A 26877-nucleotide genomic window follows, 5' to 3' on the forward strand; every position below is an offset into this window, starting at 1 on the left:
GAACAATGGGAGGCGTCATGTTGCGAATTTTGCGGTGCGGTTTTTTTGGGCTCACAGTCCTTTTAGGTCTTTTCAGCGCCACGCCTCCCGCCTCCGCCGCCTATCCCGACCGCCCCGTGCACTGGCTGATTGGATTTGCCGCCGGCGGCCCGGTCGACATCGTGGCGCGGATCATGGCGCAGTGGCTGTCGGACCGTCTCGGCCAGCAATTCATCGTCGAGAACCGCACGGGCTCCGGCGGCAACATCGCTGCCGCCGCCGCGATCAACTCGCCGGCCGACGGCTACACGTTGCTGTTCGTCGCGCCCAACAACGCGATCTCGACCTCGCTCTACAAGAAGCTGCCGTTCGACTTCTTGCGCGACACCGTGCCGGTGGCGAGCATCATGCAGCTCACCAACATGCTGGTCGTCTCCAACGCGTTTCCGGCCAAGACGGTTCAGGAGTTCGTCGACTACTGCAAGGCCAATCCCGGCAAGATCTCGTTTGCGTCGTCCGGCAACGGCACCTCGGTGCACATGTCGGCCGAGCTGTTCAAGGTGATGACCAAGTGCGACATGGTGCACGTGCCCTATCGCGGCTCAGCCATCGCCTTCCCCGACATCATCTCCAACAAGGTGCAGCTGATCTTCGACAACCTGCCCTCCGCGCTGGAGCAGGCCAAAGGCGGCAACGTCCGCGCGCTGGGCGTGACCTCGCCGCAGCGCTGGCCGAGCGTGCCCGACGTGCCCGCGATCGCCGAGACCGTGCCGGGCTTCGAATCGGTCGGCTTCTACGGCATCTCCGCGCCGAAAGGCTCGCCGAGCGACGTGATCGAGACCCTCAACAAGGCCGTCGGCGAAGCGCTGAAGGACCCGAAGCTGATCGCGCGCCTCACTGAAGTCGGCGGCATCCCCAAGCCGATGACGCCGGCCGAGTTCGGCAAGCTGGTCACCGACGAGACCGAGAAGTGGCGCAAGGTGGTGGAGTTCGCCGGGGTGTCGGTGGATTAGCGCCGGGCCTAGCGGCTCGCCGGCAGGACATCGGAGGGGACCCGGAGGCCCCCTCCACAAATATCGCAAAACAACCCCATGCACAGTAGACGAGGCCAGTAATTTCAATGGGTTACGGGCAACGAAAGACGAGCCTGACGAGGTGGTTTTGCTCCGTCGGGCAAAACAGGGGCATACAGGCATCATCGCCAATTTCGGTTATTTGAAAATCGCCGGCGATGCTGCTCCGGCGTTCCCATCCGCCGGGCCAGCATTGCACCCCCGCCCCCATCCCTGTAAACGAACCGCGCACCGTTGCCGGCCGCGCGTCCCGCGAGCCACCTCGCGGCGGGGCCTGTAGCTCAATGGTTAGAGCCGGCCGCTCATAACGGTCTGGTTGCAGGTTCGAGTCCTGCCGGGCCCACCACGCTTCGCCCTTCGGGCTACGCGTGGCGCAGCCATGCAAGGCCGAGGAGCGAAGCGTGTCCGGCGTAGCTGGAGCAAAGCAGACGCGAAGACGGACTTCGGCCGCGAGCTTCGGCCCGGCAAGCCAGCGCCACACATCAAGAGCGAAGCGAGTGAAGTCTGCCGCGCGGCCAGCTGATCAGAGATAGCCCTACTCGGCAGCCATTGCTGTTCGCAACTCCGGTTTGTCCGTCGCGCTCACAGGGATCTCATCCGCAGTCGGCTTGATGCGGAACCACGCGGCATACAGCGCAGGAAGGAAGAGCAGGATCAACACCGTGCCGACTGCCGTGCCGCCGATCAAGGTATAGGCCATCGATCCCCAGAAGACGGAGTGTGTGAGGGGGATGAACGCGAGTACGGCCGCAAGTGCGGTCAGGATCACCGGCCTCGTGCGTTGCACCGTGGCTTCGATGACGGCGTGGTAGTCGTCGAGGCCCGCCGCGCGGTTCTCCTTGATCTGTTCGGTCAGGATCAGGGTATTGCGCATCAGTATCCCGGCCAGTCCGATCAGTCCCAGAATCGCGTTGAAGCCGAAGGGCTGGTTGAAGATCAGCAACGCAGGCACGACGCCGACGAGACCAAGCGGTGCGGTCAGCATGACGAGGGCCATCATCGAGAATGATCTGACCTGAAGCATGATGACGATCAGCGTTGCGGCGATCATGGCGGGAAAGACGGTCGCGAGCGCGTCATTGGCCTTCGTGGCCTCCTCGATCGAGCCGCCGGTCTCGATGCGATAGCCGGCCGGAAGCGATGCGATCAGCGGCTGGAGGGCTTTCACGATGTCCTTGGAGACCTCGGGAGGCTGCGTCGCCTCATTGATGTCCGAACGAATCGTGATGACCGGCGTGCGATCGCGGCGCTTCAGGATCGGCTCTTCGAGCTGGACTTCCGAATGGCCGATCTGGTCGAGCGGAATCAGACGGCCGTCTCGGCTCGTCAGTGAGAAGTCGGCCAACCGTGTCGGATCCAGCCGCTCGCCGCCGGCGCTGCGCGCTACGATCGGGACATTGCGAATGTCCTCGCGGACCTGCGTGACGGCGATGCCAGTGAGGAGGAACTGGAGCTGCCGCCCGACTTCCGCCGGCGAGAGGCCGATGAGGTTCAGCCGATCCTGATCTGGAATGAAGCGGAGCACGGGTGTGCGATTGCCCCAATCCCGATTGGCTTGTCGCACGTCGGGAACGCCCCGCATGACCTCGACGGCTTTTTCAGAGAGCGCGTACAATTTCGCGGGATCGGGGCCCATCACCCGAAACTCCACCGGGAACGGCGTGTAGGGTCCGAAGACGAGCTGGGTGACGCGCACACGCGCTTCCCGGGCAAGGCCGTGTGATACCGCCTCCCGGAGCCGCTGCTTCAAAGCCTCGCGTGCCTCGGCGTCTGGTGTCAGCACGACGATCTTGGCAAAGGCCGGATCGGGGAGCTCCGGCGCCATCGCGAAGAAGAAGCGGGGCGCGCCCTGACCGACATAGCTGGTCACGATCTTCGCCTCGGGTTGATCATGCAGCCAGCGTTCGAGCTTCTCGACGGCGGCGGTCGTCGTCTCGATGCTGGTGCCTTCCGGCAGGCGAACCTCCACGAGAACCTCGGGGCGATCCGACGTCGGGAAAAACTGCTGCTTGACCGCGCCCATGCCGAGGCCGGACAGCACGAAAGCGATCACGACGAGGCTGCAGGTCAGGAACTTGTGGCGTACGGCCATGGTGATGCCCCGCCGCAAGCGCCGGTAGTTCGGCGTGTCGTAGATCGCGTGGTGGCCGCCCTCGATAGGCTTGATCGCGGGCAGCATCTTGACACCAAGGTAAGGCGTGAAGATCACCGCGACGATCCAGGAGACGATGAGAGCGAACCCGACGACCCAGAAGATGTTGCCGGCATATTCGCCGGCGGTCGAGCGCGCGAACCCCACCGGCAGGAATCCCGCGATCGTCACGAGTGTGCCCGAGAGCATCGGCGCCGCAGTGTGGCTCCATGCGTAGGCCGCCGCACTGAGGCGGTCCATCCCCTCTTCCATTTTCACCACCATCACCTCGATGGCGATGATGGCATCGTCCACGAGCAGGCCAAGCGCGAGGATGAGAGCACCGAGCGTGATGCGATCGAAGAATCGGCCCGTTTCCAGCATGATGAGAAACACGACGGCCAGCGTCAGAGGGACTGCGGCGGCCACGACGATTCCCACGCGCCAGCCGAGGCTGAGCAGGCTGACCAGCAGCACCACAGCGAGCGCCATTGCGAATTTGATCATGAACTCGTCGACCGCGGAGGTGATGTTCACGGCCTGATCGGTCACCTTGTCGAGCGTCATCCCGAGCGGCAGTGTCCGCGCCAGGGCTGCGGACCTCTCTTCCAACGCCTTGCCGAGCGCCAGACCGTTCCAGCCCTCCTGCATCACTGCAGCGAGCATGATCGTGGGCTCGCCCTGGTGCCGGATGATGTAGGTGGGAGGATCCTCGTAGCCACGACGAACCTCGGCGATGTCGGACAGCTTCAAGGTTCGTCCCGCAGCGACGATCGGCGTGTCGGCGATCGCCTGCACGCTGTCGTAACCACCGTCGACCCGGATGAAGACCTGGGGCCCGCTCGTGTCGATCGAACCTGCCGGGGTCACCGTATTCTGCCGCTGCAAGGCGGCAACGATATCCTGTGCCGACACGCCGAGCGTTGCCAGCTTGGGATAGGAAAACTCCACGAAGATCTGCTCGGGACGTTCGCCGAAGATATTGATCTTCTTGACGCCGGGCACATGCAGCAGGTCCTGGCGGATCACCTCCGCCTTCCTGGCGAGCTCACGCATCGGCATGCCCTTCGCCTTGAGGGCGTAGAGCGCGAAGCTCACGTCCGAATATTCATCGTTGACGAAGGGCCCGAGCACGCCGGCCGGCAGCTTGCGGGCTTCATCTCCGAGCTTCTTGCGAGCCTGATAAAACTCTTCCTGGACGCTCGATGGCGGCGTGCTGTCCTTCAGCGTCACCGTCATGTAAGCATAACCCGGCCGCGTCGTCGTCTCCACCCGGTCGTACCAGGTCAGCTCCTGAATCCGCTTCTCCAGGGGTTCGGCGACCTGGTCCTGCATCTCGCGTGCCGTCGCCCCCGGCCACACCGTCGTGACCGTCAGGGTCTTGATGGTGAAGGATGGGTCCTCGGCCCGCCCGAGCATAAAGAAGGCGTAGGCGCCTGCTGCCGCCAGCAGAATGATAAAGAACAGGGTGACGGCCCGCTCGCGAACGGCGACCGCGGAGAGATTGAAGCTCATCATTTGCTCCCGCCGTCGGAGGCGGTCCTGACGCGAGCGCCCTCGTGCAGGAGGTGAGCGCCGAGCGAAACAATGGGATCAGCTGAGCTTGATCCAGAGATAATGGCCGCTTCGCTGCTCACGCGCAGAAGCTTGATGGGGCGAAAGTGTACGGTCGAGCTGCCGCTGTCGAACACCCAGACGCCCGTTGTCCTGCCGTCATCGAGCACGGCGCCCAGCGGCACCTGGACTTCCGGCTGACTGTCCCGGCTTAAAAGCCGAAGCGTGACTGTCGCGCCAAGCGGTGCTGCCGCCGCCTCGCCGCCGAGCACGTAGCGGGCCTCGTAAGTCCGGGTCTGCGCGTCGGCAGAGTTCGACAATTGGCGCAGATGCGCCGCGTAGCGGCGTCCATCGCTTCCATACAGGCTGGCCTCGGCGAGCGAGCCGATCGCCGGCCGGATCGTTTCGGGAAGCGCCACCACGGCTTCACGAGGCCCGGACTGCGCAAGCCGAACGACCGCCTGGCCGGCCGAGACCACTTGGCCGGGCTCGCCAAGCGTTTGGGTGACCGTGCCGTCCGCGTCTGCCACCAGGATGGAATAGGTCGCCTGGTTCTCGGCGACGCCTGCCTCGGCTTCGGCCGCGGCGAGCTGCGCCTTGGCTGTATCCGAGGCGGCCTTCGCCTGTTCGTAGCGCTGCTTGGACGTCCATCCGTCGTTGACAAGGTTGGCATATCGCCGCTCATCGGCATCCGTCTGCACGACTACCGCGCGAGCCGCGGCTACGGCGTTACGCTTCGCCGCAAGCGCAAGGCGGAGGTCGGTCTCGTCGATCCGCATGAGAGGCTGCCCCGCTTTGACCTGCTCGCCGACATTCACCAACCGCTCGACGATCTTGCCGGCGACGCGAAAGCCGAGATTGCTCTCCACCCGCGCGCCGATGGTGCCTGTGAACCCGCGCTCGGAGCCGTTCACCCGCGCGGCCTTCACCAGGTTGACCATCGGCGGCTCCTGCCTCGGGTCGCTCACGGCAGAGGCTTTTGGGGTGAAAATGCCGAGACTGACGAATGTGGCCACCCCCGCCGGGATCATAATACCGGCCAAAACGGCAATTCCCCTTTTCATGACGGTCTCCTGCGCGATTTAGATTTCGCTCGAACTCTATATTGAGATAGAGGTCGACCGCAATCTAAATTTGTAACCTGACGGGAACGTGATCTCGGGAAATCACCGGTCCAGCTGCAGCCGCCCACTTGATAGATGTCATTCGACATCTATATTCAACATAGATTTCGACTGAAATCCAAATGGAGGAGCACGATGCGCGTCAGTCGCGTTCAAGCCGCGGAGAACCGCCAAACCGTGATCAATGTGGCAAGTCGCCTCTTCAGGGATCGCGGCTTTGACGGCATTGGCCTCAAGGATCTGATGGAGGGGGCCGGGCTCACCCAGGGCGCCTTCTACAAGCAGTTCGCGTCCAAGGAGGACTTGGCGGTCGAGGCGTCCAAGCGAGCGTTGGAGAGCGCTTCCGGCCGATGGTCGGACGCGGCCGCGCGCAATCCTGACGATCCGCTCAGCGCAGTGATCGGATTCTATCTCAGTGCCGATCATCGCGAAGAGAGAATGGACGGCTGTCCGATCGTGGCCCTCGGCGCGGACGCCGCCCGGCAGGGTCCCGACGTCAAGGCCGAGTTCGAAGCGGGCATCAAGGCCCATCTCGACGTGCTCGGCCGCTTCATCGCCAAGGACGGCGACCAGGGGTCCAGAGACAAGGCCATGGCCATTCTCGCGACGATGGTCGGCGCCGTGACGCTGGCGCGCGCGGTCAACGACACCGACCTCGCACGAGCCCTTCTGGATTCGGCAGCCGCGCTGGTCCGTGAAGCTGCCGCCACTTGAATGACCGCCCCCTCGAAACATGGAGAGATCGGATGCTTGACGTGAGCGAAGCCGCGCCGAGTTTGCTCAAATTATCGGAGAGGCTCAGTGTGCGTTTTCACAAGACCGGCAGCGGGCCCCCGTTGCTCCTCATCCATACGATCCGGACGCAGCTCGAGTATTTCCGCCGCCTTGCGCCTCTCCTCGCCCGGTCGCACACGGTGTACGCCATCGATCTGCCCGGCCACGGACACTCACCGATCGATCCGAGTGCGAGCTTCAACGAGCCCTATTTCAGGCAGGCAGTCATCCGCTTCATCGAGGCGCTAGACCTCTCGGATATAACGCTCGTCGGCGAGTCGATCGGGGGCGCATTGGCTCTCACGGTGGCGGCCTCCCTCCCACACCGCGTAAAGTGGGTCTATGCAATCAACCCCTACGACTACGAAACTCGCTATGGGGACGGAATTCGACGGGGCAATTGGCTCGCGAACTTCATTATCGGAAGTCTGCAGATCCCGGTGCTCGGGGCGATCAACGCGTCGCTCGAAAACAAGATCGTTCTCGGCAAGATCATGGGTGGTGGATACCACGACCCGCGCAAGCTGCCGGCCGATCTGCTCGCCGAGTTCGACAAGGTGGCCCACCGCCCGGGATACAAGCGGGCCGCACGCAAGGTGTTGGCGGGCTGGCGATCCTGGAGCACGGCCCGCGACTACTATCGGCAGATCTCGGCTCCGGTGACGCTCATCTATGGCGACAGCGATTGGTCTCGGCCCGACGAGCGCGAGCGCACACGGTCTCTCATTCCCAACTCGCAGGTGGTGACGCTCAGGAATACCGGCCACTTCTCGGCTGTCGAGAATCCGTCGGAGCTGGCTCGCACGATATTGGGGACAGAATGAGCGCATGATCAAACAGAGCATGCTCCTCCAACGCTATCCTCCGCCCGGAAACAGTAACGGAGCAAGGGCAGCCTCGATGTTACCGCCTGGCTGGAATGGTTCCTGGCGTGTCTCGACCGCGCCTTCGAGGGCGCTGAACAGATACTTGCTGCTGTCTTTCGCAAGGCTGAATTCTGGAAGAAGCACGCAGCTGCGCCACTCAATGATCGCCAGCGTGACATGCTGAACCGCCTGCTCGATGGCTTCGAGGACAAGTTGACTTCATCGAAATACGCCAAGATCGAGAAGACGTCGCCAGATACTGCCCTGCGCGATATCAACGAACTGATTGAAATGGACATTCTCGAAAAGGAGAAAGGCGGCGGGAGAAGCACAAGCTATGCGCTGGCAGGCAAACGACACAACATCTCTACGATCGCGCAGTGAGTTCCGAGACTGCCCCAGATCATCCGCTCCCGAAGAGAATCGTCAAAAGGAGGGAGGAGTTTTCGATGCCCTTCAGCGAGTGCATCTCGCCGCCCGTGAGGTAGATCCACTCGCCGGCACTCAACGTGGTCGACGAATCCGCCAAGCCAAGCGTTATGCGCCCTTCCAGGCAATGGAGCATGATGTTGCCGGGCACCTTGTGTGGCGGGATTTCCGTTCCGGCCAAGACGATCAGCCGAATTGCTTCGAAATGCTCAGTTTTGATGATTGCCGCCGTTTTGGCGTCCGTCAATTTGCTTCCAAGCGGCCGCAAATCGACGATCTCTCCTGGTTGAGCGTGCTGCAATGCCACGATGTACTCCCTCGCTTCGTCACTGGGTATGAACCGCCAAGAACCGGCAGATGATGGCAATCGTTCCCGGTCCACGCAATACTACCACCGTGCCAGAGCTATCCTAATCGCCGGCGACCCAAAAAGCGACGACGAGGCCTCCAGCTCGTCGCCTGCTCGATCTGCCATGCCAGCCCCTCCGGAGCGGACTGTCTTCCTCCTAACCACATTCTTCTTCCCGGGCATCTTGCCGCGGGATTTCTTCGCAGCAGCCGATCGAAGCCGTCGTTTCGATCTCGCATCCGGCCCTCATTCGTCAGAAGGAGGCGAACCGCAAACAATATGTTATCCTCCGCGCGGGGCCAACAACGGAGCAAACCCAATGCCAACCAGCGTCAAGCAGATGCTCGAAGCCGCCAATTCCGCAGTCCCCAAGATCACGTCGGACGAGGCCGCCGAGATGATCAGAAGCGGCAACACGCTGGTCGTCGACGTTCGCGATGCGCCGGAGGTTGCCGCCAGTGGCAAGATCGCGGGGGCGGTGAACGTCTCGCGCGGGATGCTGGAGTTTCGCGCGGATCCGGAATTGCCCTCCCACGACAAGGCGTTCGACAAGAGCAAGAGCGTCATTCTCTACTGCGCGTCCGGCGGCCGGTCGGCGCTGGCCGGCAAGTTGCTGAAGGATTTGGGCTACGAGAAGGTCTACAATCTCGGCGGCTTCAAGGACTGGACGGGCGCGGTCGAGAAATAGGACGCGCGAGTTGCCGCCGAACGCCATCGCCGTCGGCTCGGCGCGCGATCCCCGCTCTAGTCGATCGCCATCGTCTGCCGCCGGCGCAGCTCGGACGGGCTGTGGCCGAACTTCCTGCGAAACACCGTGCTGAAGTGCGACGAGCTGCTGAAGCCGAGGCGATAGGCGATCTCGGTCACCGACAGCGCGCGCAGCTCCGGGCGCATCAGCGCGTCGTAGCAACGCTGCAGGCGGCGGTTCAGGATCCATTCGGACACCGACATCTCGGTCGATCGAAACAGATAGTGCAGATGCCGGAGCGAGACGCCGTTGTTCCTGGCAATCTTCTCCAGCGACAGATCCGGATCGGTCAGATGCTCCTCGATCCAGCCCTTGACCGAGCGCAGGCGCGCATTCCGCGCCGTCGCGTCCTCCGAGAACTCGTCCTTGTCGCCCATGTCCAGCGCGAGCGCCAGAACATCCATCAGCTCATGCCCCAGCCGGCCTCGCGCCGTCTCCTCCAGGCTCGAGGCCTCCGATGCGAGCAGCGCGCAGAATTCGGCGGCGATCCGGCCCAGACCCCGCCCCGTCGCAATCGTCGCCGCCGACGGCATCTTTCCTTCGGCGAAGCGCGATGAAAATTCCTTGCGCGGAATCTCCAGATACAGCGACCGGAATTGGTTCGAGCATTCGAGATCGTAGGCGTCGGAGGCCGAGAAGATCGCGCCGATGCCCGGGCTGGTCACCAGGGTCTGGCCGGCCTGGAGCACGTCCATGCTGCCGGCTTGCAGAAACTGGACGTAGTAACAATCCTTGTCGAGCTTTGCGATGTGCCGGTCGCGCCGCGATATCCGCTGCTCCGACAGGAAGACGTCACTCATCGTGACCGGGCCAAATTGCGCCTCGCGGATAAAGCCCTGATAGTCGGCCGGCTTCACCGCGTTCACGTCGACATGGACATAGTGGTCGCAGATCGCATCCTGCCAGGCAGCGAAGCGCTTGGCGGGATCCAGCTCCTCGGTCGTGAACACCAGATCCATCGGCGGCCCGTTACATCGAAGACTTCTGTGCAGCGCACAAAAGCTGCCGGGCGATCTTAGGTTCCTGTCAGCTTCGTGCAAGACTCTTTGCGCGCCAGCGCAAAAGGTTTGCGCGTTGACGCAAGCCACATTGAGGTCTCTCGCCTATCAAGCGCAAAACAACTCTTGGGACGGGGGGAGGCAAGCGCGCGCGGAGACGGCGATCCCGCACGCGTGATGCCGATCCCAGGGATGGCAAGCGATGAAGCGCGTTCGGATCAGCCAACAGGAGATCGTGTTCGCGGTCTTCGCTGCACTCTTCCTGACCTTCTCGGTCTTCCTCAGCGGCTTTCTCTCCGCCGACAACATGCTGACATTGCTGCAGAACGTGGCGGTGCTCGGCATCCTTGGCCTGGCCATGGCGATCGTCGTGATCGGCCGCGGCATCGACCTGTCGCTGATCGCGGCCCTCGCGGTCCCCGGCGGCCTCGTGCTGCAGATGGTGCAGAATGGGCATTCGCTGCCGGCCTCGCTGCTCGCCGCCGGCCTGCTGTCGATCGCGATCGGTCTCGTCAACGGCTGGCTCATCGCCTATGCGGAAGTGCCGCCCTTGTTCGCGACGCTGGCGAGCGGCCTGTTCGTCGCCGGTCTCGGCCAGGCCGCCCTCTTCCAGCTCGACGTCGTGCAATGGAGCGACGGCATGGCCGGGTTCGAGCGGCTCGGCCATGGCAGCATCCTCGGCATCCCCACCTCGATCGTCATGTTCGCGATCGCCTGCGTCGTGGTTTTCATCCTGCTGCGCAAGACGCGCTGGGGCGCCTACATCTACGCGATCGGCGACAACCCGTTCGCCGCGCGCGTGACCGGCATCCCGTCGCGGCCCATCATCGTGCTGCAATACGTCCTTGCGGCGCTGATCGGCTGCTTTGCCGGCCTCGTGCTGGCGGCGTCCGTCAACTCCATGCCGACCCGGATCTTCAATTCGACGCTGATCTACGACGTCATCCTCGTCGTCGTGCTCGGGGGCATCGGCCTGTCGGGCGGACGCGGCGGGGTCGTCAACGTCATCATCGGCACGCTCCTGATCGGAACGATGTTGAACGGAATGACGATCCTCAACGTCCCCTATGCCGGCCAAAACCTCATCAAGGGCCTGGTGCTCCTGGTCGCGGTCATCACGGACACGCTGCTCAACCCACGAAACGAAGAAACGGCCCAACAGGGCGACATCTGATCTGCCTGAAAAAAACGCGTATCCAACAAGGAGGAAGACAATGGCCAGCGTTCATAAGTTCGCGCTTGGAAGTATCGCCGCATTGGCGCTTTCAGCCGTCCCGGCCCTCGCCCAACAGGGCCTCGACGAGCCGTTTCAAAAGCCATTCCGGGAAGCGCTCGCCGGCAAGACGGTCGCCTACGTGCCGGTCGCGATGAACTTCGACCTGACGGAAGGCTGGTACGCCGGCCTCAAGAAGGAGCTCGAGCCGTTCGGCGTCAAGTTCGTCATTCGCGATCCCAACTGGAATACGAATGCGGGCGCGCAGGCCGTCACCTCGCTGATCTCGGAGAAACCGGCGGTGATGGTGATCCACAATCCGGACGTGCAGACCTACGCCAAGCTGCTGCAGCGCGCCGAGAACGAAGGCATCTACGTCATCCAGATCAACATGGGCTCGGCCTATCGCAGCTCGGCCTTCGTCGGCGCCAACTGGATCGAGATCGGCGAGCGCCAGACCGAAGGCGTGGTGAAGGCCTGCCAGGGCAAGTCCAACAAGATCGCCATCATCCAGGGCGCGCTCTCGGCGGCGGCCAGCGCCTACACGCTCAAGGGCGTCGAGAACATCCTCGCCAAGCATCCCGAGATCAAGGTCGTCTCCAGCCAGGCCGCCGATTGGGATGCGGCCAAGGCCAAGGCGATCACCCAGACCGTGCTGAAGCAGAACCCCGATCTCTGCGGCATCGTCGGCTTCTGGGACGGCATGGACATCGGCACCGCCGCCGCGATCAAGGAAGCCGGCCTGACCGGCAAGGTGTTCCTGGCGACCTCAGGCGGTGGCGAGCGCAAGGGCGCATGCGAGCTCGTCAAGAACGGCTCGTTCGATCTCAACATGAGCTACGACGTGCCGACACAGGCCGCGCAGATGGCCGGCACGATCAAGTGGCTGTTGTCGTCGGGCGCCAAGCCGGGTTCGGTCAAGGGCTCGGAGTACACCACGCTGATCCCGATCACCAAGGAAAACGCCGACACCCAGACGGCGTGCTGGAATCTCTCCGATCTCAAGAAGTGATCGCACACTAAAGCTGCGCGTTCCGTCCCTTCGGGTGCGGAACGCGCAACCTTGCTCATGGAATCAGCGGAAGGCAGATGCGCGAGACACTGACGAGGCTCCGATATCGCTACTGGCCGGACCATCTCCTCGGCGAGATCCTGTCCAAACGCTGGACCGAAACCGCCATTCCGGTGATCCTGCTCCTGATCATCGGCTTCGCGCTCAGCCGCTCGCTCGAGCACTTCCTGTCGCCTGCGAGCCTCGCCGACACCGCGCGGCAGGCCGGCGAGATCGGCTTCATCGGTCTCGGCATGGCGCTGGTCGTCATCGTCGGCGGCATCGATCTGTCGGTCGGGTCCATCTTCGCCCTGACGGATTTCTGCGCGCTCTATCTGCTCGACGTGCTCGACTGGCCGGTCCCCGCCGTGGTGGTCGTCACCATGCTCGTCGGCGGGCTGCTCGGCGCGGTGAACGGCGTGCTGATCGGATATCTCAGGCTCCGCGCCTTCATCACCACGCTGATCACGCTGATCATCTACCGCTCGGCCTACGATCTCCTGATCCAGCGCTATTCCAACGCCATCGCCTCGGCATTTCCCGACATTCCGTCCTGGAACTTCATCGGCGGCGGCGACGTGCTCGGCATTCCCAGCGTCGCCCTGGTCTATATCGTGATCGCGATCTTCGGTCACGTCTTCCTGACGCGGTTGCGGCCGGGCTGGCACATCACCGCCATCGGCGGCTCGCGCCGCTCGGCCTACAATTCCGGCATTCCCGTCCGCCGCACCATCGCTCTCTGCTACGTCGCGAGCGGCGTGCTGACCAGTATCGGTGCGCTGTTCTTTGCGGCACGGCTCGGCACGGTCGGCGGCGATATCGGCGTCGGCCTGGAGGTGATCGTGCTGACGGCAACGGTGCTTGGCGGCATCACGCTCGGCGGCGGCAAGGGCTCGGTCGTCAAATCCATGGTCGGCGTGCTCGTCGTCCTGCTCGTCACCAACGGCCTGACCGCCATGAATGCACGCGGCGGCGTCAACCGCATGGCGCTGGCGACGATCCTGCTGGCGGCGGCGATGGTCGACATCCGCTGGCAGAAGAACCGCACCCGCATCATCAGCAAGGTCTATGTCGCCCCGACCTACCACGCATTGCCGCCTCCGCCGCCGACCGAGATCGGCAGCGGCGGACCGTTCGAGCAGAACGACAGGCTGCGCGACGTCTCGCTGATCGGGCTCGGCCGGATCGAGGCGCCCGAGGACGTCATCCTCGATCGCAACGACGTGCTCTATGCCGGATCGCGGCACGGCGACATCATCCGCTTCTTTCCGCCCGATTACGAGCGGATGGAGGTGTTCGCGCATATCGGCGGCCAGCCGCTCGGCATGGCGTTCGACAAGCAAGACAATCTCTATGTCTGCATCGGCGGCATGGGCCTGTATCGCATCAAGCCCGACGGCACCGTGGAGAAAGCCACCGACGAGACCAACCGCAGCATCTATTCCGTAAACGACGACAGCCGCCTGCGGCTTGCCGATGACTTGGATATCACCGACGACGGCTTGATCTTCTTCTCCGAAGCCACGGTCCGTTACGAGATGGACGAGTGGCCGGTCGACGGGCTGGAAGCGCGCGGCAACGGCCGCATCATCTGCTACGACACCAAGACCGGCACGACCCACACCGCGCTACGCGGCCTCAAATTCCCCAACGGCGTCGCGGTCGCCAGTGACGGGCAATCGATCCTGTTCGCGGAGACGTTCGGCTGCTCGATCAAGCGCTATTGGTTCGCAGGTCCCAAGAAGGGCGACGTCGAGATCGTCATGGACAACCTTCCGGGCTATCCCGACAACATCAACCTTGCCTCGGACGGCAATTACTGGCTCGCGCTGGTCGGCATGCGCAGCCCCTCGCTCGATCTGGCCTGGAAAATGCCGGGCTTCCGCCGGCGCATGGCCAAGCGCGTGCCGGTCGACGAATGGCTGTTCCCGAACATCAACACCGGCTGCGTCGTCAAGTTCAATGAGCAGGGCAAGATCCTGGAATCGTTCTGGGACCTCAAGGGCCTCAATCATCCCATGATCACCTCGATGCGCGAGCATCGCGGCTATCTCTATCTCGGTGGCATCGCCAACAACCGGATCGGCCGTTTCAAGCTCGACAATGCCGATCCCGACTTCGTTCAGTACGACAAGCGCTGGGGGAAGCCGTCGTGATCGTCGCTATCAGAGAGTTCACCAACCGCTTCCTCGGCCGTGGCGAGGCGGCCATCACCGTGCCGTCGTTCGACGGGGCGTTGAAGCCCAACCAGGCGCTCGAGCACGCCGAAATCCTGCTCGAATGCGACGCGCCGGAGGATCTCGCCACAGACGGCACGTCGCTGCTCGTGGCCGATGGCGCGCGGCTGACGCGTCTAACTGGAACTACGGCAACGACGGTTCGCAGCTTCGAGCGGCCGATCTCCGCGCTGGCGTCCTTGCCTGGTGGGGGCCTTGCCGTCGCGCTCGGCGGCACGGAGGTCCGGGTCTACGACAGCGCTACGGCCGAAACGCCGGCGGTCACATTCACGCAGGGCCTGCACGCCGTCAACGCGCTCGCTGCCGCGGCCGACGGGACGTTGATCGCAACCGACGGATCGTCGTTGCACGACGTCGGCGACTGGGCGCGCGATCTGATGGAGCTCGGCAAGACCGGGCGGGTGCTGCGGCTTGATCCGAAGTCGGGCGCGGTCACGCAGCTTGCCGGCGGATTGGGTTATGCTTTCGGCGCCATCGCGAGCAACGGCGCCGTGCTCGTCAGCGAAAGCTGGCGGCATCGCCTGGTCGCGATCTCGCCGGACGGAAGCCGCAACGATGTGCTGCGTCACCTGCCCGTCTACCCGTCCCGGCTGTCGCCGGCGAGCGGCGGCGGCTTCTGGCTCACCGCGTTCACCGCGCGCACCCAGCTGGTCGAGTTCGTGCTCCGCGAGCCGGCCTATCGCCGCCGCATGATCGCGGAGATCGACCCGGAATTCTGGGTCGCACCGCGTCTGCGCTCCGGCAACTCCTTCAAGGAGCCGCTGCAGGGCGCCCACATCAAGACCATGGGCGTGATGAAGCCCTGGGCGCCGCCGCGGTCATACGGTCTCGTCATCCGGCTCGGAGCCGACGGCCTTCCGCGCTACTCGCTCCACAGCCGGGCCGACGGCGTCAACCACGGCATCGTGTCCGCCGTCGAAGTCGGCAACGACCTCGTGATGATTGCCAAGGGCCCCGGGCGCGTCATCAAGCTGCCGCTGGCATCCCTCGGCGAGGAGGCCCGCGCATGAACGACCTCGTCCTGTCGCTGTCGAAAGCGACCAAGCTCTACGCCGGCGTGCCCGCCATCGAAGGCGTCGATTTCGACCTGCGGCGCGGCGAAATCCACGCGCTGGTCGGCGAGAACGGCGCGGGAAAATCGACGCTGACCAAGGTCATGGCCGGCGTCGTGACGCTGACCTCCGGCGGCATGATTGTCGACGGCGTCGACGTCACCCCGAGGACTCCGCTGGAGGCGCGCAACCTCGGAATCGCCATGGTGTTCCAGGAAAACAGCCTGGTTCCGACCATGACGGTGGCGCAGAACCTGTTCCTCGGTCAGGAGAAGTTCTACAACCGCCTGCGCGGCATCTACATCGCGGCCCAGCAATTCCTGCAATCGCTCAATTTCGACGTGACGCCAACGGCGACGGTCGGCGGACTTGGCGCGGCCAAGAAGCAGATGGTCGAGATCGCACGCGCCGTCCTGCACAAGGCCAAGGTGATCATCTTCGACGAGCCGACGGCAACGCTGACGCCGGAGGAGAAGAAATACTTCTTCGACCTGGTCAAGGACCTGAAGCGGCGCGGGGTCTCCATCATCTTCATCTCGCATGCCCTCGAAGAGGCGCTGCTGCTTGCCGACCGCATCACGGTGCTGCGCGACGGCAGGCATGTCGTGACCGACGACGCCGCCAGCTTCGATCGGGCGCGCATCGTCCAGGCGATGGTGGGCCGGGACCTCTCCAACACGCTCTACGGCGCGCGCAAGGCGAAGGTGCGGCCTTCAGGCAAGCGGGTTCTGACGGTGCAGAACCTGAAGATGGCGCCGATGGTGAAGAACAATTCGCTGTCGGTGTTTGCAGGCCAGATCACCGGCGTGTTCGGTCTCGTCGGCGCAGGGCGCACCGAGACGTTCAAGATCGTCGCAGGCGTCATGAAGCGTGATTTCTTCCACGGCGGCGAGGTGATCCTCGACGACAAGCCGGTCCGCTACCGCGTCCCCGCGCCGGCCGTGCAGGCCGGCATCGCCTACGTGACCGAGGATCGCAAGGTCGAAGGATTCTTCGAGACCGCATCCATTGCGCGCAACATCTATCTCGGCCTGCTCGCCAAGTTTCCCAAAGGACGCGCCTGGCTGTCACGACGCGAAAGCACGGCGACCGGAAAGTCCTGGATCGAGCGGCTCAAGGTGCGCGCCATCGGCGACGAGGCCAAGGTCGTCGAATTGTCCGGCGGCAACCAGCAGAAGGTCGTGATCGCCAAATCGCTGATCCAGGATCCGGAGCTGATCATATTCGACGAGCCCACGCGAGGCGTCGACGTCGGCGCCATTGTCGAGATTCACGAGCTGATCAATTCGCTGGCCGACAAAGGCAAGGCGGTCGTCGTGATCTCCTCCTACCTGCCCGAGATCATGGCGCTGTCGGATCGAATCCTGGTTTGCAGGCAAGGCAAGGTCGTCGAGGAGTTTTCCGCGCTGGAGGCGACCGAGGAAGCCATCATGTACGCGGCGATCCATTGACGGTTGCGGCGCTGCAACAATCGACACGAACCGATCAGGCGGAACGCGACATCGAGGCGGGCTGCCGGCCTCGCTCGCCCAGCAGCTTGCCGGTGGTGCTGTTGACGAAGTGCAGCGACATGCACGCCGGACACCTCACGGACAAATAGCTGTCCGCCGGCTCGAAGCTCTCGGGCCGCTCGTCATCGATCCGATGCTGGACGTCTATGCCGGTGCGCGGGCACCTGAAGAGGATCTGGCGCTGCATGTCCTCATTCATGCGCCCGAACCGCGGCCGGCGAAATTGCGGATGATTCCTTAGGGGCCCTCCCTGTGTTTGAGATGGGTCAAGGCGAGCGGTCCGCCCGCGCCTATGCTCTGCATGACATCGGGCGCGCTCCTGCTCCGGTGCCGAACGAAGCGGAGCCCGGACTCCTAGGCACTCCGGGCACCGCTTCGCAAGACGGTGCCAAACCGAGCCGGCCCGGCGCGAGCGGCTTCGATGGAACCAGGGCAAGAGCCGCGGGTTGAATGGCACAGCCCTGGACAGAACACGCAATCGGCCTCGGTGCTTCCAAGGAAGCCGGCTGACTGACGTCGTCCTCGTCGCCTGACCGGACCGACACGGCCGAGAGTACGCCCCTCCGCCGGAAACGGGCCACGATCGGGACCGCCGCCATCAGGAGAGCAGCCATGATGTCCACCAACGTCGACGATCTGACCGCAGTGGTACGCTACGCGCTCGAAACCACCCGTGCGACCACGGTCTGCCCTTTCCACGATGAGGTGATCGTCCGCGTCGGCGACGACGCCGCCGAGAGCCATGCCTACGAACGCGCCAAGCGAATCCTCAGGAGCGACGGTACGGCCTTCGAGGCAGACGCTCTCAGGGAAGAGATCGGCCACCAGCTCGCCGCCGCCGCGGACGGGCGATGCCCGAAATGCGACCGGACCGATCCGAGCTGATAGGCCGCGATCCCTTCAATCCTCCACCCGAAACAGCCGCCACCGCTCCGGCACGCCCTTGAGCTGATGCACGCCGTGATCCCTGAAGCGGATCTCCGACTGCGTCATCAGGTCCTTGACCGCGCTCGAGACCAGGACCTCGCCGGCGCGCGCCTTGGCGGCGACGCGCGTGCCGATGTGAAAGGCAAGACCGACCATCTCGCCCCCGCTCACACTGTACTCGCCCGCATGCAGCCCGACCCTGATGTCGAGCCCCAGCGTGCGCACGGCCTTTTGGATCGCGGTCGCGCAACGGACGCCGGAAGCCGGCGCCTTGAATGTCGCCAGCACGCCGTCGCCGGTCGTCACCACTTCCTTGCCGCGCGTACTCTTCAGCTCCTTGCGCACCGCGGCGTAATAGTGGCCCATGACCTTGGTCCAACGCGCATCGCCGAGCTTTGCCGCTTTCGCGGTCGAGCCGACGATGTCGACGATCAGGATCGTGGCCAGCGCCTGCTTGAGCTCCGCGCTCCGCTCGGCGGATCGGCGCCGGAGCGCGATCGGTCCGGCCAGCGGCTCATAGCGATGGCTGCGTCGCCGCGCGATCGCGGCCTTGGTATAGTCCTGGGCGCGCTGCGCCGTGCCGCAACGAACGGTCTTCTCCTGCGGCAGACGCGTCCAGTAGACCCTTCGCCCATCGCCGGCGCCCTGCACCTCCACGGCGCCCCACTTCAGGAACACCGCCGAGCCGACGCGCCGAACGCACCACGCCTTCGACGTGTAGCCGGATACGTTGGACTGAAGAACTCCGATGCGAAGGAATTTTGGCATGTAGGTTCGGCCGATCGCAGGACCATGGGCGAGGCAGCGCAAAGCGTAGTTGCACATTGCCGCGTTGGCAACAGACGAACTGCGGTGCCCTCGCACAGCGAAGGCTCGCAGTCCACGAGGGCCTCTCGATCATCCCTTTCGCGTCGTCGCAATCGTCAGACGGATTCCGATCGCCGTCAGAGCCACTCCTGCGACGAGAGACGCATTGATCGGCTCATTCAGCACCCATGCGGAAATCAGCAGCCCGACGCTGGGTGTCGCCAGCAGCGCCATCGACATGGTGCTTGCAGCAAAGCGACGCCCGGCCTCGACCACGGCCCAGTAGGCGAACGCGGTTGCGACCGGCGCCACGTAGACGAGGGTGGCCGCGCCAAGCGGCGATATTGCCGGCGGCGCTCCCTCGGCGGAGATCGCGATCGGCAGCAGCAGGATTGTCGCGACGAGCATCTGCCAGGGGGCGAGGCTCAACGCCGAAGAGGTGAAGCGATGCCCCCGCACGGTCACGAGGGTGACGGCCCAGGCCGTAGCGGCGCCCATCAGCATTGCGTAGGCCAGGGTCTGCCTGCCCACGACGGCAAAGGACGGCGAGGCGATCACGGCAGTTCCTGCACATCCGATCAACACGCCCGCCACCATCCTCGGTCCCAGATCTTCGCCCAGCCGCCAGGCTGCAAGCGGCGCGACCACGATGGGCGTGGAAAAGGCGAGCACGGACGCGCGCCCCGGCGGCAAGATCGTCAGGGCAAGACCAGTGAGCGCCGAATACGCCGCCATCTGAAGCGCACCCGAAATGACGACGACGGGGACATCAGCGGGCGGCGGCAGCGCAAGCTCACCCCGCGCAACAAGGACTCCGAACAGGATCAGCGACGCGATCGCATAGCGGAGGCAGCCATACCAGATCGGCGGGATCTGGCCGACACCGATCTTGATGACCGGCCAGCTCACGGCCCAGATCAGCACCAGCGAGAGCAGCAACAGCCAGTCGCGCGGTCTTGGGTCGCCGACCCGGGCGGATGCCGCAGCCGGCGAGCTAGAATTTTTCACTTGATGGCCGCAGGTCGAGCTCATGGGTCCAGGCGCTGCGGGCCTGCCGGTGCAATTGATAGTAGCTCTCCGCGATCGCCGCCGGCTGAAGCAGGGCCTCCGAGGGATCGTCGTCCTGCGCGATCATGCCGTCGAGGATGACATGCGCCACATGAATGTTCTTCGGGCCCAGCTCACGAGCCATCGACTGTGCCAGCGCCCGCAGGGCGAATTTCGGAGAGGCAAAGGCGGCAAATCCGCCGCCGCCCCGGATAGACCCCGTGGCACCGGAGAAAATGATCGTCCCGCCGCTGCTGTCCAGCATGGAAGCCGCTGCGGCCCGGCCGATCAGGAACCCGGCAAAGCAGCCGGTGCGCCAGGCTTGCTCGAACAACGCCGCGGAAATCTCGAGGATTCCTCCCCGATCCCAGATGCCGACATTGAACACGACGAGGGATGGTGCTCCGAGCTCGCTCCTCACGCGTGCGAACACGTCCTTGACCTGCTCCGCGATCGTCGCATCGCAGGGGTAACGGCGAACCAGCTCGCGGTGGGGCTCAGCTGCGCCGCCGCTGCGCGAGATCGCAGCAACGTGCATGCCCGCATCCGCAAAGCGCGCAACGAGCGCGTTGCCCAATCCGGGACCCGCGCCAACAACGACGGCAACCTCATGTGAGTTCACGTCCGCCTCCGGGTTTCAGTTGGCCTCACTTGGATTTCACGTAACGGACGAAGCCGATCACGTCCTCGGCGACCAGCCGTCCGATCGCGCCGCTGGAATAGACCGCCGTGATCACCCTTCCGCTTGGATCGAGAACGAAGCCGGTGGATTGCAGGTAGCGTGGGCTCTCGTTGACGTAGGCGCCGGTCACCGCGGCGATCCTGTCCGCATCGGCGCGATAGCCGACCGGAAAATTCAGGCGATGCTTTTCCACCAGCGCGCTTGCGTCGATCCTGTCGTCGACGGACATGGCGACGACTCTGATCCCGAGCTCATCGAGCTTCTCCTTCGCACGCGCAAAGGCCGCGAGCTGCGCATTGCAATACGGGCACCATGACCCGCGATACATCAGGACCACGCCGTAGTGACCGGCCAGATGGTGCGCGACGGAGACAGTGCCGTCGGCGACCGTATCGAGCGCCATGGCCGGAAAGGCATCGCCATTGTCGAGACGTGACATTCTTGTTTCCTCGAGTAACTGGACTATTTAGTCCAATTACTTGCCTGCCTTCTCCCTGTCAAGTACGGTGACAGCCATGAACAAAAACGTGACTGCATTGCCCAAGACCTCAATGCCAAAGACCTCAGTGCCAAAGACGGCACGGGGTGCGGCAACACGCGCGCGCATCGTCGATGCGGCAACGCAGCTCGTGCGCGCGCGAGGCGCCGCGAACACGACGATCGATGCGGTGATCGAGGCCAGCGAGGCCAGCAAATCGCAGGTCTATCACTACTTCGCCGACAAGGATGAACTCGTGCTGGCGGTGATCCAGCGACAGGCCGAGTGCGTGCTCGGAACGCACGAGGGTCTGCTGCGAAAGCTCAATTCCCTCGCCGGACTTCGCCGATGGCGCGACGCCGTCGTCGAGCTGACGGATCAGACCAATTGCGCTGGCGGCTGCCCGCTCGGTTCGTTGGCTGCCGAACTCTCGGAGACGCCGCGCACGCGGGCGGCGCTGGCGGCAAGCTTTGCGTGCTGGGCAGGCTATTTCGAAGCGGCATTCGCAAGAATGCAGTCACGGGCGGGGAGAACGCCGAGCAGCGACTTGAAGGAGCTTTCAGAGGCGATGCTCGCCAGCCTGCAGGGAGGACTCCTGCTCGCGCAAACCTTGCGTTCGACACGACCGCTGGAACTGGCGCTGGATATGGCGATCGATCACGTCGCGGCCCGACTTGGGCTTTAGCTTCATCGGTGCGTCCGGCGCAGCCCCTCAGCCGTGATACGCAAACAGCTCGATCGGATCGCTGAAGCCGCGCACCTCATGCTTGCCGACGCGCTCCAGCTCGCACTTCCCCTCCACCAGCTCCGCAAAGTCGCGTGACAGCAGCACGGTTCGTCCGAGCTGCTTGGTGAGGGCCTCGAGGCGGGAGGCCATGTTGACGGCAGGGCCGATCACGGTGAAGTCGAGCCGGCTGGTCGAGCCGATATTGCCGTACATGACGTCGCCGACATGGACGCCGATGCCGTAGTTCAGCGGCGCGCGGCCCGTGCCGTTGTTCCGCTCGTTCAAGGCGGCCATGGCCCGACGGGCTTCGGTCACGGCATGGAGGAGATTTGCGCAGGCGTCGGGAGCGCTGGCCGGGAAGATGGCGAGCAGGCCGTCGCCGATGAATTTCAGGATCTCGCCGCCGTGCCGCGCGATCGGCTCCGACATCGCGTCGAAATAGTCGTTGAGCAGATCGATGACGTCGTCGCGCGGCCAGTTGTCGGAAATCTTGGTGAAATCCCTGAGATCGCAGATCATGATCGCGGCACGCACCGTCGTGCCGGTGCCGCGCCGGGTCGCGCCCGCCAGGATGAGCTCGCCGGCATGGGAGCCGACATAGGTCTCCAGCAAGGTTCGCGCCAGGCGATTCTTGATGCGGATTTCGCTGACCAGCGCCAGCACCGGCAGGACCTTCTTGAGGGCGGCGATATGCGCCGGCTCGAAACCGCCGGGCCGGTCGGTGGCGAAGGTGACGATGTGCCGCTTGCCGAGCGTGTGATACAGGGGCCAGGCGACGTAGTCGGTCAGGCCGCTGGCCCGCATCTCGTCATAGAGGGCGTGCTTGCGGCCGAGCGAGGCATCACGCTCGAGATTCTCGCGCAGCTCGACGGCGCCCTCGTGGATCTCGCTGGCGGGACTTCCGATGTATTCGGACCGCTCGCGGACATCGTAATCCACCCGCGCGATCTCCGCCCCCTGCATCCCGTCGGACCATATCATCCGGGCGCCCAGCCATTGCGGATGATTGATCTGGACGTGAAGCGTCGACCGCTTGAGCGGAATGCCCGCCTGCTGGAGGCGGATGCACATCTGCGCAAAGATATTGTCGATGAAGCGCTCGTCGCGCGTGCCGTTGGTCAGCCAGTCGACGACGCCGTCGGCCTGCGTGGCGGGGGCGTGGTTGTCTTGCGCGGTCATATCCTGCCCCTCAAGCTGTGGTCTGCATCAGGGCAGATATCGTGCCCCGGCTCCGCCGCGTCAACCTAGCCAGTTGCATGGATTGTGCGCACCGGGCTGTCGCCCCTTAGCCGACGATCCGGATCGACCCCAGCACCACCAGACCCGAAACGAGCGCGAGCTTCGATGTCTCGGTCAATTCGATCCTGAGCGTGCCGTGGCCGGGGATGGCAAGATCCTCTCCATCGAGGCGGATGCGGCAATCGCCGTGCGGCGCGTAAACCAGATGCGTGCCGGCATGCAACGGTCGGTCGCCGGCTTCCCTGAGCGCTTCGAGCTCGATCTCCACCGCACCGCGCCGCGCCATGAGGTTGACGACCTCGACCGGCCCGGCGTGAAGCTCCGTCACGATCGCGAGCTCGCCGGTGAAGCGCACGGTCGTAAAAGGTTCACGCTCGTCGAACTCCTGGCCCGGGGCCTTGAGCACCAGCCCGCGCCCACTAACCACCATTTGCAAGCGGTCGATGCCCGGCATGTGGGAGAAGGGACCGGGCGCCACGATCGGCGTGCTCGCAAAGCGCCAGAGCAGAGTGTCCCAGTTCTTCGTGGGCGCATCTTTGCGATGGGCATCCGCAATGTCCGTAAAGATGCCGCCGCCGTTCTTCCACGGCGAGCGGGTATAGTCTTCAGATCTAAGCAATGTTGTCTTCATGGCTATCCTCGATGCGATGACGGTGCAGCGGCAATGCGTCAAGATCTGCGGTCATGTCGCAGCTTCCGCTCGTCCGGATGCGCTGGCCTTGAGGTGGCGCAGAAGCGCTGTGGCCTCCGTCGGCGGCCGACGCTCGATCCGGCGATACTCTCGCCCGTCGGCCGTGCGGAAGATCAGGCCGTGATCGCACAGCGCGCGGCGGAGCAAGGCATCATCGGCGAAAGCGTGCTGGCGGTTCAACAACGTCTTCACTTGCGCCTCGGCCAGGCTGCACCGCGGCGGGAAGCCGGCCCACAACACCCAGAGGCTCAGCTGCTGCAGGCTGTGGCGGGCCGGCCAGCGAAGCAGCCTGCCGTGGCCGTCGAAATGGCGCGCGGCGCGCTGCACGCGCTTCAGATCGACCGCATCGACTTGTGGTGCCGGCGTGCCGCGATCGTCCACGGCAGTGCCGACCGCACGCGCGCGGAAATGCTGATAGTTCCTGTGCCCCGTCGCACGCGCCAGAATGTTGAGCAGCTCGACGTGACCGGGTGGCGACGTGCGCTCCAGAAGCTGGGCGCGCAGGGATTTCGCGAGCGCGGAGATGTCGCCCGCAACGAATTCAATGGCGGTTCTGGTCATGACCAATCCTCGATGTGCCGATCCACAGATGGATTGTCGGAGGTCACCGGCTTACGACGCGGCACGAGGTTTGGTGTCGGTACGATTGAGCCTTGCAGGTTTAGCTTCCCTCGCGGGACGGTGACGCCTGGGTGAACTGCAGACCCGGCCAGACCCTTACTATAGACGCTCGGCGAGCTCAAGGGCCTGGCCCGCCGGATGCGGGGTAACGCTGTTTGGACGCCAACGCCGCCACAGGTCGCCAGGCGAGATCGGGCGCGGCTGCAGCGAGCTGCCGGCAGCGGTCGCGCATCGGCTCGGCGGGACGATCGTGGCCGCGTTTCAGCACGGCCTCGAAATCGCACCTGGGCAGCCATGGCGCTCGGCATCATGGCTCAAGGGCCGGGCAACATCTCGCTCGACCATCTGCTCTGCCGCGCGCGAGAGACACGCGATCTTATCTATCCACAAGCACTCCGTCGGTGTGGGTGTAGTCTGCAGTAGCCCGGATTACGCTTTCGCTCCGTCCGCGCGAAGCATCCAACTCACATCCCGCTCAGGCCGCTATCGACCGCGAGCGTCTGCGCGGTGACGTAGACGCTTTCGTCGGACAGGAAGAACAGCACGGCATAGGCGATCTCCCACGCCGTGGCCTGGCGGCCGAACGGGACGTGGCCCTTGCCGCGGTTGGGACGGCCGGCGCCGGCTTCGCGGCCGTTGGGGGTGTCGACGAGGCCGGGATAGACCAGGTTGGCGCGGATGCCGCGGCGCGCGCCGAGATGGGCGATGTTGCGCATGAGGCCGCCGAGTGCGGCTTTCGAGGAATCGTACACCGCCATCTGCGATCCCGCCTTCAACGCGGCGATCGAGGAGATGAAGACGATGGCGCCGCCATCGTCGAATCTCGGCAGCGCGGCGCGGCAGCATAGCATGGGGCCGCGGACGTTGACGTCGTAGATCCTGTTCCACTCCTCGGGGCTGACGGCATCGAGCCCGGTCTTGCCGAAGGTGCCGATGTTCAGCACCATGCCGTCAAGGCCACCCATGGCGCGATGCGCCTCCTCGATCATCCGTGTAACGTCGGCCTCGGAGGTCACGTCGGCCGCGATCGCAAACCCTTCGCCGCCCTCATCGATGATCTGCTTGACGGTCTGCTGCGCGGAGGTGCGGTTGAGATCGGCGACCGCGACCCTCGCGCCCTCTCGTGCGCATAAAATGCTCATGGCGCGGCCGTTGCCGATGGGATCGGTGGCGGTGTCGAACACGCGTTGGCCACCGCCGACGATCAGGATGCGACGTCCCCTCAGGCGCCCCCTGCCCGGCGCTTCGCCCAGCGACTCCGCACTCGGCGGTCGGACGTAACGTTCCGGCTTGCTATCGGTTTCCGTCATCGCGACCGCCTACTTCTTGCGGCCGTCATAGACCGTCATGCCGGCGGCAGGATCGAGATCGGTTTCGGTCGCTTCGGTCAGGCGCGCCATCATCATGTAGAAGCCGAGCGCGACGATGGATTCCACGATCTCCTGGTCGCTGAAATGCGCGCGGGCAGCGGCGAAAATCGCCTCGGGCACGCGGACGTTCGCGACCACCTCGCGCCCGAAGTTCAGCAGCGCGCGTTCGGCCTCGCTCAGCGCGCCGGCGTCGTAATCGCCGCGTTCGACCGCATCGACCTGCGCCTGCGTGCAGCCGACGCCGAGCGCGATCGAAACATGCTGGCGCCATTCATAGGCGCCGCCCTCGAGCTGGGCGGCCTGGAGGATCAAGAGCTCGCGGTTGACCGCGCTGAGCCTCTGCTTGTGCAGGATCGAATTGCCGAGCCGCATCGCCGGGATCATGTTGGCCTCGGCATGGGCCATCATGCGAAAGATGTTGAGCTTGACCGGCATGCGGTCGAACGAGGCGCGGATGTCGCCGCTCGTCGTCTCCGGATCAATCAGGGGCAGCCTTGCCACGCGTTTCTCCCTTGGGCTTTCGTTTCTTGTTGTCGGTGTCCTCGCCTGCCGCGATCAGCGACAGGAAGAAGGCGAGATAGCGGTCGATCGCCTCGATCACCTTCGGCCGAGGCGAGGGCGCTGCGCCCATCACGTAATGCTCGAGGCGGATGTAGATCAGGCCCGCCGCGAACAGCCGCGCGGTCTCGCGCGGGTCCGGCGTCTTGACCAGGCCGGCGAGCGCAAAGCCGCGGAAATAGTCCGTCATCATGCTCTGCTCGCGCGCGTAGAAATGATCGGCGAATTTGGCGCGGATGCCGGGGACGCGGTTACGCTCGGCCGTGATCACCTTCTGGAACTGGTGCTCGCGCGGATCGGACCATTGCTCGACGAGGTCGAGCGCGAACTGGCGACAGAACGCTGCGGGCTGGCGCGCCAGCTGCTTGTAGCGGGACTCCTCGAGGCGGCTCGCCGAACTGGCGGGGCCATGCTCGCTGACGATCGCTTCCAGGATCGCGGCCTTGCCGGGGAAATGATTGTAGAGGCTGCTCTCGCGAATGCCGACGCGGCGTGCGAGCTCGCGCATCGAGGCGCCGCCATAGCCGCTCTGCGCAAACAGATTGAGCGCTTCGGTGAGGATGCGCTCGCGCGTCGTGGGCGCAGCCGCTTCCGCCGCGCTTGTGGTGTGGAGAGCCATGCGACTTGACTAACGAACGATC

The 26877-nt window shown here is 64.4% G+C and carries 27 protein-coding genes and 1 tRNA gene; 13 read left to right on the forward strand and 15 right to left on the reverse strand.

All coding sequences use genetic code 11. The features are described from left to right. Positions 1–17 precede the first annotated feature (17 nt). A complete protein-coding gene (locus AABA86_RS21285) occupies positions 18–992 on the forward strand; it encodes a Bug family tripartite tricarboxylate transporter substrate binding protein (RefSeq protein WP_338308300.1) in 975 nt (324 codons plus the stop codon). 330 nt (positions 993–1322) lie between these two features. After that, a tRNA-Ile gene (locus tag AABA86_RS21290) sits at positions 1323–1398 on the forward strand. Between the two features lie 189 nt (positions 1399–1587). Here the strand turns inward: AABA86_RS21290 and AABA86_RS21295 are convergent. Then, positions 1588–4698: an efflux RND transporter permease subunit gene (locus AABA86_RS21295; protein WP_212251111.1), complete on the reverse strand. Its 3111-nt coding sequence runs from the start codon at positions 4696–4698 to the stop codon at positions 1588–1590. After that, positions 4698–5801 (reverse strand): efflux RND transporter periplasmic adaptor subunit, encoded by a 1104-nt coding sequence (locus AABA86_RS21300; protein ID WP_338308302.1) that lies wholly within the window; start codon positions 5799–5801, stop codon positions 4698–4700. Before AABA86_RS21300 ends, AABA86_RS21295 begins: the two co-directional genes overlap by 1 nt. 195 nt (positions 5802–5996) lie before the next feature. Between AABA86_RS21300 and AABA86_RS21305 the strand changes: the two genes are divergently transcribed. The 3 genes from AABA86_RS21305 to AABA86_RS21315 all read left to right on the forward strand — a co-directional run bounded on the left by AABA86_RS21305 (position 5997) and on the right by AABA86_RS21315 (position 7885). Then, a complete protein-coding gene (locus AABA86_RS21305) occupies positions 5997–6575 on the forward strand; it encodes a TetR/AcrR family transcriptional regulator (protein ID WP_212251107.1) in 579 nt (192 codons plus the stop codon). Positions 6576–6607: 32 nt separating this feature from the next. Next, the gene (locus tag AABA86_RS21310) at positions 6608–7459 is read left to right on the forward strand and encodes an alpha/beta fold hydrolase (RefSeq protein ID WP_338308305.1); all 852 of its coding nucleotides are present in this window, start codon (positions 6608–6610) and stop codon (positions 7457–7459) included. Positions 7460–7678: 219 nt separating this feature from the next. Continuing rightward, positions 7679–7885 (forward strand): hypothetical protein, encoded by a 207-nt coding sequence (locus AABA86_RS21315; RefSeq protein ID WP_338308306.1) that lies wholly within the window; start codon positions 7679–7681, stop codon positions 7883–7885. 19 nt (positions 7886–7904) lie between these two features. Here AABA86_RS21315 and AABA86_RS21320 read toward each other — a convergent pair whose 3' ends face one another. Further along, positions 7905–8237: a cupin domain-containing protein gene (locus AABA86_RS21320; RefSeq protein WP_212251104.1), complete on the reverse strand. Its 333-nt coding sequence runs from the start codon at positions 8235–8237 to the stop codon at positions 7905–7907. Between the two features lie 361 nt (positions 8238–8598). On the opposite strand from AABA86_RS21320, the gene AABA86_RS21325 reads away from it, so the two are divergent. After that, a complete protein-coding gene (locus AABA86_RS21325) occupies positions 8599–8967 on the forward strand; it encodes a rhodanese-like domain-containing protein (protein ID WP_338308307.1) in 369 nt (122 codons plus the stop codon). 56 nt (positions 8968–9023) lie between these two features. Here the strand turns inward: AABA86_RS21325 and AABA86_RS21330 are convergent, their stop codons facing one another. Beyond that, entirely contained in the window at positions 9024–9986 is a 963-nt protein-coding gene (locus AABA86_RS21330; protein WP_338308308.1) for a helix-turn-helix domain-containing protein, read from the reverse strand. Between the two features lie 241 nt (positions 9987–10227). On the opposite strand from AABA86_RS21330, the gene AABA86_RS21335 reads away from it, so the two are divergent. From AABA86_RS21335 to AABA86_RS21355, 5 genes are all read left to right on the forward strand, one after another. After that, a complete protein-coding gene (locus AABA86_RS21335; protein WP_338308310.1) occupies positions 10228–11199 on the forward strand; it encodes an ABC transporter permease in 972 nt (323 codons plus the stop codon). A gap of 40 nt (positions 11200–11239) precedes the next feature. After that, the gene (locus AABA86_RS21340; protein WP_212251102.1) at positions 11240–12250 is read left to right on the forward strand and encodes a sugar ABC transporter substrate-binding protein; all 1011 of its coding nucleotides are present in this window, start codon (positions 11240–11242) and stop codon (positions 12248–12250) included. 77 nt (positions 12251–12327) lie between these two features. Continuing rightward, a complete protein-coding gene (locus AABA86_RS21345) occupies positions 12328–14445 on the forward strand; it encodes an ABC transporter permease (protein ID WP_212251101.1) in 2118 nt (705 codons plus the stop codon). Next, the gene (locus AABA86_RS21350) at positions 14442–15536 is read left to right on the forward strand and encodes a hypothetical protein (RefSeq protein WP_338308311.1); all 1095 of its coding nucleotides are present in this window, start codon (positions 14442–14444) and stop codon (positions 15534–15536) included. The genes AABA86_RS21345 and AABA86_RS21350 overlap by 4 nt, the downstream gene beginning before the upstream one ends. Beyond that, positions 15533–17029 (forward strand): sugar ABC transporter ATP-binding protein, encoded by a 1497-nt coding sequence (locus tag AABA86_RS21355; protein WP_338308313.1) that lies wholly within the window; start codon positions 15533–15535, stop codon positions 17027–17029. The genes AABA86_RS21350 and AABA86_RS21355 overlap by 4 nt, the downstream gene beginning before the upstream one ends. A 34-nt stretch (positions 17030–17063) precedes the next feature. Here the strand turns inward: AABA86_RS21355 and AABA86_RS21360 are convergent, their stop codons facing one another. Beyond that, the gene (locus tag AABA86_RS21360) at positions 17064–17288 is read right to left on the reverse strand and encodes a hypothetical protein (RefSeq protein ID WP_338308315.1); all 225 of its coding nucleotides are present in this window, start codon (positions 17286–17288) and stop codon (positions 17064–17066) included. A gap of 413 nt (positions 17289–17701) precedes the next feature. Here AABA86_RS21360 and AABA86_RS21365 point away from each other — a divergent pair, with 413 nt between their 5' ends. Next, positions 17702–17974, forward strand: coding sequence for a hypothetical protein (locus tag AABA86_RS21365; RefSeq protein WP_212251095.1), 273 nt, complete (start codon positions 17702–17704; stop codon positions 17972–17974). A gap of 15 nt (positions 17975–17989) precedes the next feature. Here the strand turns inward: AABA86_RS21365 and AABA86_RS21370 are convergent, their stop codons facing one another. From AABA86_RS21370 to AABA86_RS21385, 4 genes are all read right to left on the reverse strand, one after another. Further along, positions 17990–18784 carry an adenylate/guanylate cyclase domain-containing protein gene (locus tag AABA86_RS21370; protein ID WP_212251094.1) on the reverse strand — a complete coding sequence of 265 codons (795 nt, stop codon included), beginning with the start codon at positions 18782–18784 and terminating at the stop codon, positions 17990–17992. 129 nt (positions 18785–18913) lie between these two features. Beyond that, positions 18914–19762, reverse strand: coding sequence for a DMT family transporter (locus AABA86_RS21375; protein WP_338308318.1), 849 nt, complete (start codon positions 19760–19762; stop codon positions 18914–18916). Positions 19763–19817: 55 nt separating this feature from the next. Then, on the reverse strand, positions 19818–20492 hold the full coding sequence (locus AABA86_RS21380; RefSeq protein WP_338308320.1) for an SDR family NAD(P)-dependent oxidoreductase: 675 nt from the start codon (positions 20490–20492) through the stop codon (positions 19818–19820). A 25-nt stretch (positions 20493–20517) separates the two neighbouring features. Then, positions 20518–20991, reverse strand: a complete 474-nt coding sequence (locus AABA86_RS21385) for a peroxiredoxin family protein (protein ID WP_212251091.1) — start codon at positions 20989–20991, stop codon at positions 20518–20520. Between the two features lie 76 nt (positions 20992–21067). Between AABA86_RS21385 and AABA86_RS21390 the strand changes: the two genes are divergently transcribed. Then, complete coding sequence (locus tag AABA86_RS21390; protein WP_338308322.1) at positions 21068–21715, forward strand: TetR/AcrR family transcriptional regulator; 648 nt, start codon at positions 21068–21070, stop codon at positions 21713–21715. A gap of 27 nt (positions 21716–21742) precedes the next feature. On the opposite strand, the gene AABA86_RS21395 is transcribed toward AABA86_RS21390, so the two are convergent. The 6 genes from AABA86_RS21395 to AABA86_RS21420 all read right to left on the reverse strand — a co-directional run bounded on the left by AABA86_RS21395 (position 21743) and on the right by AABA86_RS21420 (position 26855). Then, the gene (locus AABA86_RS21395) at positions 21743–22936 is read right to left on the reverse strand and encodes an adenylate/guanylate cyclase domain-containing protein (protein WP_212251088.1); all 1194 of its coding nucleotides are present in this window, start codon (positions 22934–22936) and stop codon (positions 21743–21745) included. 106 nt (positions 22937–23042) lie between these two features. Continuing rightward, a complete protein-coding gene (locus AABA86_RS21400) occupies positions 23043–23627 on the reverse strand; it encodes a HutD/Ves family protein (RefSeq protein WP_212251087.1) in 585 nt (194 codons plus the stop codon). 51 nt (positions 23628–23678) lie between these two features. Further along, positions 23679–24248, reverse strand: a complete 570-nt coding sequence (locus tag AABA86_RS21405; RefSeq protein WP_212251086.1) for a DUF2087 domain-containing protein — start codon at positions 24246–24248, stop codon at positions 23679–23681. Between the two features lie 524 nt (positions 24249–24772). After that, positions 24773–25618, reverse strand: a complete 846-nt coding sequence (locus AABA86_RS21410; RefSeq protein WP_212251085.1) for an SDR family NAD(P)-dependent oxidoreductase — start codon at positions 25616–25618, stop codon at positions 24773–24775. A gap of 9 nt (positions 25619–25627) precedes the next feature. Further along, positions 25628–26179, reverse strand: a complete 552-nt coding sequence (locus AABA86_RS21415; RefSeq protein WP_338308325.1) for a carboxymuconolactone decarboxylase family protein — start codon at positions 26177–26179, stop codon at positions 25628–25630. Next, positions 26157–26855 carry a TetR/AcrR family transcriptional regulator gene (locus tag AABA86_RS21420; RefSeq protein ID WP_338308327.1) on the reverse strand — a complete coding sequence of 233 codons (699 nt, stop codon included), beginning with the start codon at positions 26853–26855 and terminating at the stop codon, positions 26157–26159. The genes AABA86_RS21415 and AABA86_RS21420 overlap by 23 nt, the downstream gene beginning before the upstream one ends. Positions 26856–26877: the final 22 nt, after the last annotated feature.

Source organism: Bradyrhizobium sp. TM233 (assembly GCF_036247965.1).
Taxonomy (GTDB): domain Bacteria; phylum Pseudomonadota; class Alphaproteobacteria; order Rhizobiales; family Xanthobacteraceae; genus Bradyrhizobium; species Bradyrhizobium ottawaense.

Excerpts from the sequence above, each read along its gene's own strand:
- AABA86_RS21285 (WP_338308300.1), top strand. The coding sequence starts at position 18 with ATGTTGCGAATTTTGCGGTGCGGTTTTTTTGGGCTCACAGTCCTTTTA.
- AABA86_RS21295 (WP_212251111.1), bottom strand. The coding sequence starts at position 4,698 with ATGAGCTTCAATCTCTCCGCGGTCGCCGTTCGCGAGCGGGCCGTCACC.
- AABA86_RS21300 (WP_338308302.1), bottom strand. The coding sequence starts at position 5,801 with ATGAAAAGGGGAATTGCCGTTTTGGCCGGTATTATGATCCCGGCGGGG.
- AABA86_RS21305 (WP_212251107.1), top strand. The coding sequence starts at position 5,997 with ATGCGCGTCAGTCGCGTTCAAGCCGCGGAGAACCGCCAAACCGTGATC.
- AABA86_RS21310 (WP_338308305.1), top strand. The coding sequence starts at position 6,608 with ATGCTTGACGTGAGCGAAGCCGCGCCGAGTTTGCTCAAATTATCGGAG.
- AABA86_RS21315 (WP_338308306.1), top strand. The coding sequence starts at position 7,679 with ATGCTGAACCGCCTGCTCGATGGCTTCGAGGACAAGTTGACTTCATCG.
- AABA86_RS21325 (WP_338308307.1), top strand. The coding sequence starts at position 8,599 with ATGCCAACCAGCGTCAAGCAGATGCTCGAAGCCGCCAATTCCGCAGTC.
- AABA86_RS21330 (WP_338308308.1), bottom strand. The coding sequence starts at position 9,986 with ATGGATCTGGTGTTCACGACCGAGGAGCTGGATCCCGCCAAGCGCTTC.
- AABA86_RS21335 (WP_338308310.1), top strand. The coding sequence starts at position 10,228 with ATGAAGCGCGTTCGGATCAGCCAACAGGAGATCGTGTTCGCGGTCTTC.
- AABA86_RS21340 (WP_212251102.1), top strand. The coding sequence starts at position 11,240 with ATGGCCAGCGTTCATAAGTTCGCGCTTGGAAGTATCGCCGCATTGGCG.
- AABA86_RS21345 (WP_212251101.1), top strand. The coding sequence starts at position 12,328 with ATGCGCGAGACACTGACGAGGCTCCGATATCGCTACTGGCCGGACCAT.
- AABA86_RS21355 (WP_338308313.1), top strand. The coding sequence starts at position 15,533 with ATGAACGACCTCGTCCTGTCGCTGTCGAAAGCGACCAAGCTCTACGCC.
- AABA86_RS21360 (WP_338308315.1), bottom strand. The coding sequence starts at position 17,288 with ATGAATGAGGACATGCAGCGCCAGATCCTCTTCAGGTGCCCGCGCACC.
- AABA86_RS21365 (WP_212251095.1), top strand. The coding sequence starts at position 17,702 with ATGATGTCCACCAACGTCGACGATCTGACCGCAGTGGTACGCTACGCG.
- AABA86_RS21370 (WP_212251094.1), bottom strand. The coding sequence starts at position 18,784 with ATGCCAAAATTCCTTCGCATCGGAGTTCTTCAGTCCAACGTATCCGGC.
- AABA86_RS21385 (WP_212251091.1), bottom strand. The coding sequence starts at position 20,991 with ATGTCACGTCTCGACAATGGCGATGCCTTTCCGGCCATGGCGCTCGAT.
- AABA86_RS21390 (WP_338308322.1), top strand. The coding sequence starts at position 21,068 with ATGAACAAAAACGTGACTGCATTGCCCAAGACCTCAATGCCAAAGACC.
- AABA86_RS21395 (WP_212251088.1), bottom strand. The coding sequence starts at position 22,936 with ATGACCGCGCAAGACAACCACGCCCCCGCCACGCAGGCCGACGGCGTC.
- AABA86_RS21400 (WP_212251087.1), bottom strand. The coding sequence starts at position 23,627 with ATGAAGACAACATTGCTTAGATCTGAAGACTATACCCGCTCGCCGTGG.
- AABA86_RS21405 (WP_212251086.1), bottom strand. The coding sequence starts at position 24,248 with ATGACCAGAACCGCCATTGAATTCGTTGCGGGCGACATCTCCGCGCTC.
- AABA86_RS21410 (WP_212251085.1), bottom strand. The coding sequence starts at position 25,618 with ATGACGGAAACCGATAGCAAGCCGGAACGTTACGTCCGACCGCCGAGT.
- AABA86_RS21420 (WP_338308327.1), bottom strand. The coding sequence starts at position 26,855 with ATGGCTCTCCACACCACAAGCGCGGCGGAAGCGGCTGCGCCCACGACG.